The following is a 12,823-nucleotide window of genomic DNA, read 5'->3' as shown; positions in this document are numbered from 1 at the left end:
CGCGGGGCCCGCCAGGGGGCTCAGCGGAACTCGAACTGCTCGTAGCGCAGCTTCGAAGCCGGCACGCCGAGGCGGGCCATTTCGGCGCGCACCTTGGTGAGCAGGCCCCTGGGGCCGCAGAAGCAGACCGAGACGCGATCGGCGCCTACCTGCCCGACGAGCCAGCCGAAGCGATCGGCGAAGACGGGCGAATCGGGCCCGTCGCTCACCTCCACCCAGTCGGCGCCGCGCATGCGGGCATCGGCCGCCAGTTCCTCCACCCCGGGGAAACCGCGGCCCGGCGTCTGGAAGTTGAACAGCGTGACCTTGGCCAGGTCCTGGCGCGAACCGTCGTGCAGCCAGGCGATGAACGGCGAGAGCCCCACGCCGCCGCCGATCCAGACCTCATGGCCACCGCCGGCGGGACGCTTGAAGCGCCCGAACGGCGCGTAGACCTCGGCGCGCATGCCCGGCTTGGCCTCGGCCACGAGGCGGTCGGTGTAATCACCCAGCGCCCGGATCACGAACTGCACCGGCTTGCCGGCACCCGTGCCGCTGGCGATCGTGAACGGATGTGGCTCGCGCAGGCCGGCGTGCAGGAAGCGCAGGAAGGCGAACTGCCCGGCCTCGAAGGGCACGGGCTTGCCCACCGGCTCGAGTTCGAGCCGCACCGAGGCCACGCCGGGTTCGACGTGGGTTAGCCTGTATTCGGCGTGCGGGGCCAGGAAGGGGTACAGCAGCAGCTTCCAGGCGGCGCCCGCCAGACCGAATGTGGCGCAGGTGGCCAGCCACAGGCCCGCCGGCGAGCCCAACGCGATCGGCGACTTGAAGCTCAGCCAGTGCAAAACGACGACCACGAACAGCGGGCCGGACAGCTTGTGCCACCAGCGCCACTGCCCGTAGGGGATCTTGCGGTTGAGCGCCAGCAGCACGATCACCACCAGCGCCACGTAGCTCAGCTGCCGCACCAGGCGCGTCCAGTAAGGCGGCAGCGCCAGGATCGAGGCCACCTCCCATTCGGGGGCACCCGCCTTGAACACCAGGTGCACCGAGGCCAGCACCAGGGCCCAGACGCCGAGCCACTTATGCACCTCGTAAACACGGTCGAGGCCGCCGAACACGTCCTCGAGCCAGGTCCAGCGCGAGCCGAGCAGCGCCGCCATGGCCATGAACACCAGGGCGGTGACGCCGCTGGCCAGGCTCAGGGTGCCGGTGGAGGCCCAGGTGGCGGACGGGACCTCGGCCAGCACCACGGCCAGCGAAACGACCGCCAGGAACGGAAGGAAAACGCCCGACTTAACTCGCATGGCTCGTGGCCCCCGCGCTTGGATACCGTGAGTTTGTGCTTCCTGCGGCCGCCGGGGCTTGACGCGCATCAAGCGCGCCCCGCCCGACGCCCGGCGGGCATACTGTCGCACAGCCAGAGCCCGCCCGACGCATGCCCGCCCCTGCCCAAGCCACCGCCCGCGAATGGATCGGCCTGGCCGTGCTGGCCCTGCCCTGCCTGATCTATTCGATGGACCTGACGGTGCTGTACCTGGCACTGCCGCAGATCGCCGAGCAGCTGCGGCCCAGTTCCGCCCAGCTGCTGTGGATCGTGGACATCTACGGCTTCCTGCTGGCCGGCTTCCTGGTGACGATGGGCACGCTGGGCGACCGCATCGGCCGGCGCAGGCTGCTGATGATCGGCGCCGCAGCGTTCGGCGCGGCCTCGGTGCTGGCGGCGTTTTCCACCAGCGCGGAAATGCTGATCGCCAGCCGGGCCCTGCTCGGCGTCACGGCAGCCACGCTCTCGCCCTCGACGCTGTCGCTGATCCGCAACATGTTCCTGGACGAGGCCCAGCGTGGCTTCGCCATCGGGGTGTGGGTGGCGGCATTCTCGGCCGGCGGCATCCTCGGGCCGCTGTTCGGCGGCCTGCTGCTCGAGCATTACTGGTGGGGCTCGGTGTTCCTGATCGCCGTGCCGGCGATGCTCCTGCTGCTGGTGCTCGGGCCGCTGCTGCTGCCGGAATTCCGCGACGAGAACGCCGGCCGGCTCGACCTGGCCAGCGCCGTGCTGGCGACCACCGCCGTGCTGTCGGTGATCTACGGGATCAAGCGCCTGGCCGAGGGCGGTCTCGCCGCCATCCCGCTGCTGGCCGTGGTGCTCGGCGCCCTGCTGGCGGCCGCCTTCCTGCGCCGGCAGCGCCGGCTGGCCGACCCGATGATCGACGTGCGCCTGTTCGCCGAGCCGCGCTTCGGCGCCGCCCTGGCCTGCAACATCATCACGATGTTCGTGGCCTTCGGCTTCTTCCTGTTCATCGCCCAGTATTTCCAGCTCGTGCTCGGCCTCTCGCCGCTCGAGGCCGGGCTCTGGACCCTGCCCTCGGGCATCGTGTTCGTGTTCGGCTCGCTGGCCGGGCCGCCGCTGGCCCGGCGGCTTGGCGTGGGCCAGGTGATCGCCGGCGGCCTGGGCCTGTCGGTGCTCGGCTTCGCCCTGCTCACGCAGCTGGGCGCGCTGCCCTTCGGCTGGCTGATGCTCGGCTACACGGTCTTTTGCCTGGGCCTGGCGCCGATCGGCGCGCTGACCACCGGGCTGGTGATGTCGGCCGTGGCACCGGAACGCGCGGGCGTGGCCTCGGGCATGTCGGAAACCAGCTTCGAATTCGGCGGCGCGCTCGGCATCGCGGTGCTGGGCAGCATCGTCACCGCGCTCTACCGCGGCGGCATCGACACCAGCCTGCCGGCGGGCCTGCCGCCCGCGGCGCTGGACGCCGCGCGCGATACTCTCGGTGGCGCCGTTGGTGCGGCGCGCGAACTGGGCGCCGCCGGCGAGCCGATGCTGGCCGCCGCCCGGACCGTCTACACCCGCACCCTGGAACAGGCCGCCTGGCTCTGCGGCGGCCTGAGCCTGGCCGGCATGGCAGTGATCATCGCCCTGCGCCGGCGCCTCGAGGGGCCGGCGCCGATCGCCTGAGACTCAGGGCGCCAGGTTGATCCAGGTCGCCTTCACCTCGGTGTACTTGTCGAAGGCGTGCAGCGACTTGTCGCGGCCGTTGCCCGACTGCTTGTAGCCGCCGAAGGGCGCGGTCATGTCGCCGCCGTCCCAGTAGTTCACCCAGACGCTGCCGGCGCGCAGCTTGCGGGCCACGCGGTGGGCGCGGCTGATGTCGGAGGTGAACACGCCGGCGGCCAGGCCGTATTCGCTGTCGTTGGCGATGGCCAGGGCCTCGGCTTCGTCGTCGAAGCCGATCACGCTCAGCACCGGCCCGAAAATTTCCTCGCGGGCGATGGTGTGGCCATGGGCCACGTCGTCGAAGATGGTCGGGGCGATGTAGCAGCCGCCGTCCACGGTCTGCAGGCGCTCGCCGCCGATCACCACGCGGCCACCCTCGGCCTGGCCCTTGGCGATGTAGTCGAGAACGCGGCGGGTCTGGGCCTCGTCCACCATCGCGCCCATCGGCGCGCCGGGGTCTAGCGGGTGGCGCGGCTGCATCTCGGCGCCGAACTTCGCCACCATGGCCACGAACTCGTCCTTGACCGAACGCTGCACCAGCAGGCGCGAGGCGGCGGTGCAGACCTCGCCCTGGTTGTAGAAGATGCCGACGGCCGCCGCCCTGGCCGCCTGCTCGAGGTCGGGCGCGTCAGCGAAGACGATGTTCGGGCTCTTGCCGCCGCATTCCATGTAGGCCCGCTTCATGTTCGACATGCCGGCGCAGACCATCAGGTGCTTGCCGACGGCGGTCGAACCGGTGAACACCAGGCCGTCGACGTCCATGTGCATGGCCAGCGGCTCGCCGGCGCCGCGGCCGAAGCCGGGCACCACGTTGAACACGCCCTCGGGGATGCCGGCTTCGATGGCCAGCTCGGCCAGGCGCAGGGCGCTGAGCGGCGATTTCTCGGACGGCTTGAGCACCACCGAATTGCCCATGGCCAGGGCCGGTGCGATCTTCCAGGAGGCCATCAGCATCGGGAAGTTCCAGGGCACGATGGCGCCCACCACGCCCAGCGGCTCGCGCGTCACCAGGCCCAGCTCGTCCGGGCCGGTGGCGGCCACTTCGCCGTAGACCTTGTCGATGGCCTCGCCGGTCCACGACATGCAGCGCACCGAGGCGGCGACGTCGACGTTGAGCGCGTCGGAGATCGGCTTGCCCATGTCCAGCGACTCGAGCAGGGCCAGTTCGTCGGCGTGCTGGTTGATCAGCTCGGCGAAGCGCACCAGCACCTTCTTGCGCGCGGCCGGCCTTGCCTGCGACCAGTCGCCCTTGTCGAAGGCGCGGCGCGCGGCGCGCACGGCGCGGTCGATGTCCTCGGAGCCGCACTCGGCCACGTGCGCGAGCACGCGGCCGTCGATCGGGCTCAGGCAGTCGAAGGTCTTGCCGCTGGCGGCATCCACCCAGCGGCCGTCGATGAAGGCCTGGTGGCGCGGGGAAAGGCGGGAGGCAAGGTGCTCCCAGTCTATGCGGGTCTTGGGCTGGGTCATGGCGTGGGCCTCAGAAAGTGGGGGGCGTGCTGGCGCTGACGATGATCGCGTCCTCGTCGCCGACGCTGCGGAAGCGGTGTGGCTGCCGGCACTCGAAGTAATAGGCTTCACCCGGGCCGAGCACGCGGGTCTGGCTGCCGACGGTGATCTCCACCCGCCCCTGCAGAACCACCCCGCCCTCCTCGCCCTCGTGGGTGATCATGGACTCGCCGGTGTCGCTGCCCGGCGGCATCACCTCGCGCAGCACGCACATGCGGCGGTTGTTGTGCCGGTGGCCGATCAGGAAATAGTGGATGTCGTTGTTGCCCACGTCGGGCTGCTCGCCGGCCTCGTAGAACGGGCTGTCGCCGCTGTCCTCGAGGTCCTGGGTGAAGAAGTCGGCCAGCGAGATCGGGATGCCGTCGAGCACCTTCTTCAGGGAGCTGATCGAAGGGCTGACCTTGTTCTGCTCGATCAGGGAGATGGTGGAGTTGGTCACCCCCACCCGCTTGGCCAGCTCGCGCTGGCTCAGCCCCTTGCTCTTGCGGACGGCCTGGAGCCGGATGCCGATGTCCAATGGTTGGCCTCGCCGGGGGATGGTTGCTGAATATTTGACACCGTTTGTAAAGTTTATTCAACGCTGCTAGCGTTGCCCCACCTTAGCCCAAGTGCCCTCGCGAGTCCCGCCATGTCCTCCTCCGACACCCCCTCCGCCCACGACCTGCAGGCCCTGGCGACCGCCACGCCCGAACGCACCGACGCGTTCTGGATGCCCTTCACCGCCAACCGCCAGTTCAAGAAGTCGCCGCGCCTGCTGGCCAGCGCCGAAGGCATGTACTACCGCAGCGTCGACGGCCGCGAGGTGCTCGACGGCACCGCCGGGCTGTGGTGCGTCAACGCCGGCCACGGCCATCCGCACATCGTCGGCGCCATCCAGAAGCAGGCCGCCACGCTCGACTACGCGCCCGCCTTCCAGATGGGCCACCCGCTGCCCTTCATCCTGGCCGAGCGGCTGGCGGCCATCGCGCCCGACCCGCTCAAGCACGTCTTCTTCACCAACTCCGGCTCGGAGTCGGTCGACACCGCGCTCAAGATCGCCCTGGCCTACCACCGCGTTCGCGGCGAGGGCCAGCGCACCCGCCTGATCGGCCGCGAGAAGGGCTACCACGGCGTCGGCTTCGGCGGCATCTCGGTCGGCGGCATGGTCAACAACCGCAAGTTCTTCGGCTCGATGCTGCCGGGCGTCGACCACCTGCCGCACACGCTCGACATCAAGCGCAACGGCTTCAGCCGCGGCCTGCCGGCACGCGGCGCCGAGCTGGCCGAGGACCTCGAGCGCATCGTCGCCCTGCACGACGCCAGCACCATCGCCGCCGTCATCATCGAGCCGATCTCCGGCAGCGCCGGCGTGGTGCTGCCGCCCGAGGGCTACCTCAAGCGCATCCGCGAGATCTGCGACAAGCACGGCATCCTGCTGATCTTCGACGAGGTGATCACCGGCTTCGGGCGCGTCGGCAAGGCCTTCGCGGCGCAGCGCTTCGGGGTCGTGCCGGACATGATCACCACCGCCAAGGGCCTGACCAACGGCGCGGTGCCGATGGGTGCGGTCTTCACCTCCAAGGGCATCCACGACGCCTTCATGCACGGCCCGGAGGGCGCCATCGAGCTCTTCCACGGCTACACCTACTCCGGCCACCCACTGGCCTGCGCTGCCGCCCTGGCCACCCTGGACGTGTACGAATCCGAGGGCCTGTTCGAGAAGTCCATCGAGCTCGGTCCCTACTGGGAAGATGCGATCCACTCGCTCAAGGGCCTGCCCAACGTCATCGACGTCCGCAACTACGGCCTGGTCGGCGCGGTCGAGCTGGCGGCCCGGCCCGAGGGCGTGGGCCAGCGCGGCTACGAGGTCTTCAACCGCTGCTACTTCGAGCAGAACCTGATGGTCCGGTGCACCGGCGACGTCATCGCCCTGTCGCCGCCGCTGATCCTGAACAAGGAACACATCGACCGGATTTTCGACCGGCTCGCGGCTACCATACGCGCCACCGCCTGACCGGGCGGCCTTCCAAAACGACAGAAATCACCGCCCCGGGAGGGCAGTTCCATGCTTATCGGCGTCCCCAAGGAAATCAAGAACCACGAATACCGCATCGGCCTCACCCCCTCCGGCGCCCGCGAGCTGGCCTCGCACGGGCACAAGGTGCTGGTGCAGCGCGACGGCGGCAAGGCCATCGGCCTGACCGACGAGATGTACGAGAAGGCCGGCGCCGAGATCGTCGACAGCGCCGAGGAGATCTTCAAGCGCGCCGACATGATCATCAAGGTCAAGGAGCCGCAGCCGGTCGAGTGCGCCATGCTGCGCCCGGGCCAGATCCTCTACACCTACCTGCACCTGGCGCCCGATCCGGAGCAGACCGCGGCGCTGGTGAAGTCCGGCTGCACCGCCATCGCCTATGAAACCGTCACCGACCGCAAGGGCGGCCTGCCGCTGCTGGCGCCGATGTCGGAAGTGGCCGGCCGCATGTCCATCCAGGCCGGCGCGCACGCGCTTGAGAAGGCCCAGGGCGGCGCCGGCGTGCTGCTCGGCGGCGTGCCGGGCGTCAAGCCCGCCAACGTGCTGGTGCTCGGCGGCGGCGTGGTCGGCCTGAACGCGGCGCGCATGGCCATGGGCCTGAACGCCCGCGTCACCATCCTCGACCGCTCGCTCGACCGCCTCAAGTACATCGACGAGCTCTACGGCGACCGCATCACCACGCTCTACTCCACCATCGACACCGTCGAGGAGCTGCTGCCGCACGCCGACCTGGTGATCGGCGCCGTGCTGATCCCGGGCGCGGCCGCGCCCAAGCTGGTCAGCCGCGCGCAGCTGAAGCTGATGAAGCCCGGCTCGGTGCTGGTCGACGTGGCCATCGACCAGGGCGGCTGCTTCGAGACTTCGAAGGCCACCACGCACCAGAACCCGACCTTCGAGGTCGACGGCATCATCCACTACTGCGTGGCGAACATGCCCGGCGGCGTGGCGCGCACCTCGACCTTCGCGCTCACCAACGCCACCCTGCCCTACGCGGTGAAGCTGGCCAACAAGGGCGTACAGGCGATGCTCGAGGACGAGCACCTGCTCAACGGCCTGAACGTGCACGCCGGCAAGATCACCTTCGAAGCGGTCGCCCGCGACCTGGGCTACGACTACGTGCCGGCCGCCACGGCGCTGAGGGGCTGATGCCATGACCAACGTCCGCCGCATCCCGCATTTCATCCACGGCCAACCGTCGGATGGCGGTTCGGGGCGGTGGGCCGAGGTGTTCGACCCCGCCACCGGCGCCGTGCAGGCGCAGGTGGCCCTGGCCTCGGCCGACGACGTGTCGGCCGCGGTCGCGGCGGCGCAGGCCGCCTTCCCGGCCTGGGCCGCGACCACGCCGCTGGCGCGCTCGCGCATCCTGTTCCGCTACAAGGCGCTGCTCGAGGAGCACGTCGACGAGATCGCCGCCGCCATCACCGCCGAACACGGCAAGGTGCTGGCCGACGCCCGCGGCGAGCTGACCCGCGGCATCGAGGTGGTGGAGTTCGCCTGCGGCGCGCCGCACCTGCTCAAGGGCGAGCACTCGATGAACGTCGGCCGCGAGGTCGACTCCTGGACCGAATACGCGCCGCTGGGCGTGGTGGCCGGCATCACGCCGTTCAACTTCCCGTGCATGGTGCCGATGTGGATGTTCCCGGTGGCCCTGGCCTGCGGCAACACCTTCGTGCTCAAGCCCAGCGAACGCGACCCGACCGCGCCGATGATCCTGGCGCGGCTGCTTAAGGAAGCCGGCCTGCCCGACGGCGTGTTCAACGTCGTGCACGGCGACAAGCTGGCCGTGGACGCCCTGCTCGACGACCCGCGCGTGCAGGCGATCAGCTTCGTCGGCTCCACGCCGATCGCCGAATACATCTACGCGCGCGGCTCGGCCAACGGCAAGCGCGTGCAGGCCTTGGGCGGCGCCAAGAACCACATGGTGATCCTGCCCGACGCCGACCTCGACCAGGCCGCCTCGGCCCTGCTGGGCGCGGGCTACGGCTCCGCCGGCGAGCGCTGCATGGCGATCTCGGTGGCCGTCTGCGTGGGCGAGCGCACCGCCGATGCGCTGGTGGCGAAGCTCAAGCCGATGGTCGAGGCCCTGCGCGTGGGCCCGGGCTGCCAGGGCGACCCCGACATGGGTCCGCTGGTCACCGGCGCGCACCGCGACAAGGTGCGCGGCTACGTCGACACCGGCGTGGCCGAGGGCGCCACCCTGGTGGTGGACGGCCGCGGCCTGCGGGTGGATGGCTCGCCGGACGGATTCTTCCTCGGCGGCTGCCTGTTCGACCACGTCACCCCGGCCATGCGCATCTACCGCGAGGAGATCTTCGGGCCGGTGCTGTGCGTGGTGCGCGCGCCCGACTTCGAGTCCGCACTCGCCCTGGTCAACGACCACGAGTACGGCAACGGCACCGCGGTCTTCACCCGCGACGGCGACGCCGCGCGCCAGTTCGCCCACCGCGTGCAGGCGGGCATGGTCGGCATCAACGTGCCGATCCCGGTGCCGATGGCCTTCCACAGCTTCGGCGGCTGGAAGCGCAGCCTGTTCGGCCCGCTGCACATGCACGGCCCGGACGGCGTGCGCTTCTACACCCGGCTCAAGACCGTCACCGCGCGCTGGCCCACGGGCGTGCGCGACCCCGAGTTCGTGATGCCCACCATGAAGTGAGCCGCCGGAGGCCGACGTGACCGAACCGACCTACGCCGGCCTCCCCACCTTCCTTCGTCGCCCGCCGGCCAGCGATTTCTCGCAGGCCGACGTGGTCGTGCTCGGCGTGCCCTACGACCTGGCCACCACGCACCGCTCCGGCACCCGGCTCGGCCCGCGCGCCATCCGCGCCGCTTCGCTGATGCTGGCCTGGTGCCCGCCCTATGCTTGGGACTTCGACCCGCTCGAGCGCCTGCGCGTGGTCGACGGCGGCGACGTGCACTTCGACCCGGGCCGCCCGCACGAGGCCCCTGCGGCCATCCGCGCCGCGTTCGCGGGCCTCGCCGGGCAAGGCGTGCTGCCGCTGGCCCTGGGCGGCGACCATTTCATCAGCTATCCGATCCTGCAGGCGCTGCATGCCGTGCACGGGCCGCTGGCGCTGGTGCATTTCGATGCCCACAGCGACACCTGGCGCGACGAGGTCGGCCGCATCGACCACGGCACCATGTTCTTCCACGCCGCCGCGGAAGGCATCGTCGACCCGGCGCGTTCGATCCAGCTGGGCATGCGCACCCACAACGCCGAGACCCACGGCTACCGGGTGGTGGACGCGCGCGAGCTGCACGCCATCGGCGTGGATGCGGCGGTGGCCGCCATCCGCGAACGCGTCGGCGACCACCCCTGCTACATCACCTTCGACGTCGATTTCCTGGACCCGGCCTTCGCGCCGGGAACCGGCACGCCCGTGGTCGGCGGCTTCAGCACGCACGAGGCGCTGCGCCTCGTGCGCGGGCTGGCCGGCCTGCGCGTGGTGGGCATGGACGTGGTCGAGGTCAGCCCGCCCTACGACCACGCCGAGATCACCGCGCTGGCGGCGGCGTCGGTGGCGCAGGAACTGCTGGCCGTCGCCGCCTGCCGCCCGACCGCCTGATCAGGCCAGGCCTTCGGCCTTGAGCGCCGCCTGCACGGCCGGGCGCGCGGCGACGCGGGCGTTGTGCGCGGCCAGGTTCGGCCACTCCGACAGCGGCACGCCGAACTTCGGCAGCCAGCCCAGCACCACGAACAGGTAGGCGTCGGCGACGCCGAATCGATCGCCCACCAGCCACTCGCGCTCGCCCACCTGGGCCGAGAACTGGTCCAGGCGCAGGCGGATCTTCTCGACCTGGGCCGGCTTGTCCTCGGCGCGGAAGGCCGGGTTGAAGAGCGCGCCGACGAGCTTGTGGATCTCGGCGTTGATGAAGGTCAGCGCCGACTGCAGCCGGTAACGATCGAGCGTGCCGGCGGCCGGGGCCAGGCCCGCCTCGGGCTTGAGGTCGGCGATGTACTGCACGATGGCGGGGCCCTCGAGCAGCACCTGGCCGTCGTCGAGCTCCAGCGCCGGCACGTAGCCGTAGGGATTGATGGTGGTGAAGTCGCGGCCGTCGGCGGTCTTCTTGTCGCGGCCCACGGCGATCAGTTCGAAGGGCTGGCCGATTTCGCGCAGGGCGATGTGCGGGGAGAGCGAGCAGGCGCCCTTCATGTAATAGAGCTTCATGGGTGACTCCGGGGCAAGGAAGCCGCTAGGGTGCGCCCTTCCCGCCCGCCGGCCAAGCGGCGGCGGCGCAACGAACCGTTACCGCAGCTTGCCCGGGAAGGCCTTGGCCAGCTTCTCCACCTTGGGCATCGACACCGCGCGGATGTAGGGCTGGCCGGGGTTCCGGGCGGCGTAGTCGTGGTGGTAGCGCTCGGCTTCGTAGAAGGCCGGCAGCGGTTCGATCGTGGTGGCGATGGGGGCGGCGTAGATGCCCGCGGCGGTGAGCTGGTCGAGGTAGGCGCGGGCCACGCGGGCCTGGGCCTGGTCGAGCGGGAACAGCGCCGAGCGGTACTGCGGGCCGATGTCGTTGCCCTGGCGGTTGCGCTGGGTGGGGTCGTGGGCGACCGACATGAACACCTTGAGCAACTGGCCGTAGCTCAGCCGCGCCGGGTCGTAGGTGATGCGGATGGCCTCGGCGTGCGCGGTGCGGCCGCTGCACACGGCCTCGTAGTTGGCCGTGGCGGCATCGCCGCCGGCATAGCCGGGCACGACGCCGAGCACGCCCGCGAGCTGCCGGTACACGGCCTCGGTGCACCAGAAGCAGCCGCCGGCCAGCACCGCTTCGCCGCGGTCGTCGGCGGCGCCGATGTCGTCGACCGGGTCCGGCACCGCCGAGGGCGGCACGCGCAGGCCCTGGCCCGGAATCTCGCAAAACGCATCAGACATCGGTGGACTCTTCGAGCAGGGCCTCGGCGGCCTCCGAGCAGAACTCGCCTTCCCAGCGCGCCATCAGCGCGAGGTAAAGCAGCTTCTCGAACTCGGGGCGGAAGCGGCGGATCACCGAGTCCGGGTCCGGCATCAGGCGCGCGTCGGCGATCAGGCCGAAGTGCACCTGGCCGTTGTAGCTCAGGATCGAGATACCCAGGCCGATCGAACCGGTCTGCGGCACCCAGAACATCAGGTCGCTGATCCTGCTGCCGCCGAAATACAGCGGCATCTGCGGCCCGGGCACGTTGGTGGCCACCGCCGAAGCCTTGCGGCTGAACATCTCCAGGGCGAAGGCCTGCACCGCCTCGGGTGCCATGCCCACCGCGGCCAGCGCGCCGAAGGTGGCCACGGCCTGGCGCGACTTGCGCAGCACGCGCATGCAGTCGGCCACGCGCTCGAGCCGGCGCATCGGGTTGGCCTCGCCCACCGGCAGGTCCAGGAACACCAGGCCGAAGTGGTTGCCCAGCTGCTTGGCATGTTCGAGCGGACGCAGGTTCACCGGCACGGTGGCGCGGATGGTGACGCCGTCGATGGACTCGCCGCGCTCGAGCAGGTAGCTGCGCAGCGCGCCGCTGGCCGAGGCCAGCAGGATGTCGTTGACCGTGCAGTGCAGCGCCTTGCTGACCGACTTGACCTCGTCGAGCGCCAGAGGCTCGGCCCAGGCCACGCGCTTGGACACGCCCAGCCGGCCCTTGAGCACCGTCTCCGGATCGTCTGGCAGCGCCAGCGCATGGCCGATCTCGCGCGCGATCTCCACGCCCTCGTTGGCCAGCACCGCGGCCAGGGTCGGGTCGCGATAAAGGTCCATGCCCTTCTCGAGCACCTTGTTGCCCAGCTTCATGTAGCGATCGATCGCGCCCACGCGCTTGGCCACCGGCGCGTGCTCTTCCTTCTTGAGCCAGCGCTTTGCCAGCGCCGCCTTGCGCTTGTCGTCGAGCTGCATCTCCGTCAGCGAGAGCAGCACCTGCACCAGCGCGATGCCGTCTGCGTAGCAGTGGTGGATGCGGGCGATCAGGGCCGAGCCGCCGTTGAAGCGCTCGACCAGGTGGAACTGCCAGAGCGGCTTGGACTTGTCGAGCGGCGTGGACGCCAGCTGGCTGGTCAGCCGCTCGAGCTCGCGCTTGCCGCCCTTGCCCGGCAGCGCGGTGAGCCGGATGTGCCAGTCGAGGTCGAAATCCGTGTCGTCCTGCCAGAAGGCGCCCGTCGGGCCGTCGACGGCCTTCTGCCGGAAGCGCGGATAGGAGAGGAACTTCTGCTCGATCACCTTGCGCAGCTCGCGGATGCCCAGCGGCGTCTCGAGCATCAGCACGCCGGTGATCATCATCAGGTTGGTCGCGCGTTCCATGCGCAGCCAGGCGGTGTCCACGCGGGACATCGGCTCCTTGCGGACTTTGCTGCTTGCCTTGGCCATGTTCC

General features: G+C 70.4%; 11 protein-coding genes. 5 read left to right on the top strand and 6 right to left on the bottom strand.

Annotated elements, in window-relative coordinates:
* Positions 1 to 20: 20 nt before the first annotated feature.
* The gene (locus C6N40_RS08970; protein WP_106990683.1) at positions 21 to 1,286 is read right to left on the bottom strand and encodes a ferredoxin reductase family protein; all 1,266 of its coding nucleotides are present in this window, start codon (positions 1,284 to 1,286) and stop codon (positions 21 to 23) included.
* A 131-nt stretch (positions 1,287 to 1,417) separates the two neighbouring features.
* Here C6N40_RS08970 and C6N40_RS08965 point away from each other — a divergent pair, with 131 nt between their 5' ends.
* Positions 1,418 to 2,935 (top strand): MFS transporter, encoded by a 1,518-nt coding sequence (locus C6N40_RS08965; RefSeq protein WP_106990682.1) that lies wholly within the window; start codon positions 1,418 to 1,420, stop codon positions 2,933 to 2,935.
* 3 nt (positions 2,936 to 2,938) lie between these two features.
* On the opposite strand, the gene C6N40_RS08960 is transcribed toward C6N40_RS08965, so the two are convergent.
* Together C6N40_RS08960 and C6N40_RS08955 are read right to left on the bottom strand one after the other, a co-directional pair.
* Positions 2,939 to 4,441 (bottom strand): aldehyde dehydrogenase, encoded by a 1,503-nt coding sequence (locus C6N40_RS08960; protein WP_106990681.1) that lies wholly within the window; start codon positions 4,439 to 4,441, stop codon positions 2,939 to 2,941.
* Positions 4,442 to 4,451: 10 nt separating this feature from the next.
* Positions 4,452 to 4,997, bottom strand: a complete 546-nt coding sequence (locus C6N40_RS08955; protein ID WP_106990680.1) for a cupin domain-containing protein — start codon at positions 4,995 to 4,997, stop codon at positions 4,452 to 4,454.
* 111 nt (positions 4,998 to 5,108) lie between these two features.
* On the opposite strand from C6N40_RS08955, the gene aptA reads away from it, so the two are divergent.
* Genes aptA through speB form a run of 4 tightly spaced genes read left to right on the top strand, consistent with a single transcriptional unit; the run spans position 5,109 to position 10,057 of the window.
* Entirely contained in the window at positions 5,109 to 6,473 is a 1,365-nt protein-coding gene (aptA, locus tag C6N40_RS08950; RefSeq protein WP_106990679.1) for an omega-aminotransferase AptA, read from the top strand.
* A 51-nt stretch (positions 6,474 to 6,524) separates the two neighbouring features.
* Positions 6,525 to 7,640 carry an alanine dehydrogenase gene (gene ald, locus C6N40_RS08945; protein WP_106990678.1) on the top strand — a complete coding sequence of 372 codons (1,116 nt, stop codon included), beginning with the start codon at positions 6,525 to 6,527 and terminating at the stop codon, positions 7,638 to 7,640.
* 4 nt (positions 7,641 to 7,644) lie between these two features.
* Positions 7,645 to 9,147, top strand: coding sequence for a CoA-acylating methylmalonate-semialdehyde dehydrogenase (locus tag C6N40_RS08940; protein ID WP_106990677.1), 1,503 nt, complete (start codon positions 7,645 to 7,647; stop codon positions 9,145 to 9,147).
* Between the two features lie 16 nt (positions 9,148 to 9,163).
* On the top strand, positions 9,164 to 10,057 hold the full coding sequence (gene speB / locus C6N40_RS08935; RefSeq protein ID WP_106990676.1) for an agmatinase: 894 nt from the start codon (positions 9,164 to 9,166) through the stop codon (positions 10,055 to 10,057).
* Here the strand turns inward: speB and gstA are convergent, their stop codons facing one another.
* The 3 genes from gstA to C6N40_RS08920 all read right to left on the bottom strand — a co-directional run bounded on the left by gstA (position 10,058) and on the right by C6N40_RS08920 (position 12,818).
* The gene (gene gstA, locus C6N40_RS08930) at positions 10,058 to 10,660 is read right to left on the bottom strand and encodes a glutathione transferase GstA (RefSeq protein WP_106990675.1); all 603 of its coding nucleotides are present in this window, start codon (positions 10,658 to 10,660) and stop codon (positions 10,058 to 10,060) included.
* Between the two features lie 78 nt (positions 10,661 to 10,738).
* Entirely contained in the window at positions 10,739 to 11,365 is a 627-nt protein-coding gene (msrA, locus tag C6N40_RS08925; protein ID WP_106990674.1) for a peptide-methionine (S)-S-oxide reductase MsrA, read from the bottom strand.
* Entirely contained in the window at positions 11,358 to 12,818 is a 1,461-nt protein-coding gene (locus C6N40_RS08920) for a WS/DGAT/MGAT family O-acyltransferase (protein ID WP_106990673.1), read from the bottom strand. Before C6N40_RS08920 ends, msrA begins: the two co-directional genes overlap by 8 nt.
* Between the last annotated feature and the right edge of the window lie 5 nt (positions 12,819 to 12,823).

Origin of the sequence: Arenimonas caeni (assembly GCF_003024235.1) — a bacterium.
Taxonomy (GTDB): domain Bacteria; phylum Pseudomonadota; class Gammaproteobacteria; order Xanthomonadales; family Xanthomonadaceae; genus Arenimonas; species Arenimonas caeni.
This window is presented reverse-complemented; position numbering and strand designations above follow the sequence as displayed.

Coding starts and splice junctions, on each gene's coding strand:
- ald (WP_106990678.1), top strand. CDS start 6,525: ATGCTTATCGGCGTCCCCAAGGAAATCAAGAACCACGAATACCGCATC.
- gstA (WP_106990675.1), bottom strand. CDS start 10,660: ATGAAGCTCTATTACATGAAGGGCGCCTGCTCGCTCTCCCCGCACATC.
- C6N40_RS08940 (WP_106990677.1), top strand. CDS start 7,645: ATGACCAACGTCCGCCGCATCCCGCATTTCATCCACGGCCAACCGTCG.
- C6N40_RS08960 (WP_106990681.1), bottom strand. CDS start 4,441: ATGACCCAGCCCAAGACCCGCATAGACTGGGAGCACCTTGCCTCCCGC.
- C6N40_RS08920 (WP_106990673.1), bottom strand. CDS start 12,818: ATGGCCAAGGCAAGCAGCAAAGTCCGCAAGGAGCCGATGTCCCGCGTG.
- C6N40_RS08965 (WP_106990682.1), top strand. CDS start 1,418: ATGCCCGCCCCTGCCCAAGCCACCGCCCGCGAATGGATCGGCCTGGCC.
- aptA (WP_106990679.1), top strand. CDS start 5,109: ATGTCCTCCTCCGACACCCCCTCCGCCCACGACCTGCAGGCCCTGGCG.
- C6N40_RS08970 (WP_106990683.1), bottom strand. CDS start 1,286: ATGCGAGTTAAGTCGGGCGTTTTCCTTCCGTTCCTGGCGGTCGTTTCG.
- msrA (WP_106990674.1), bottom strand. CDS start 11,365: ATGTCTGATGCGTTTTGCGAGATTCCGGGCCAGGGCCTGCGCGTGCCG.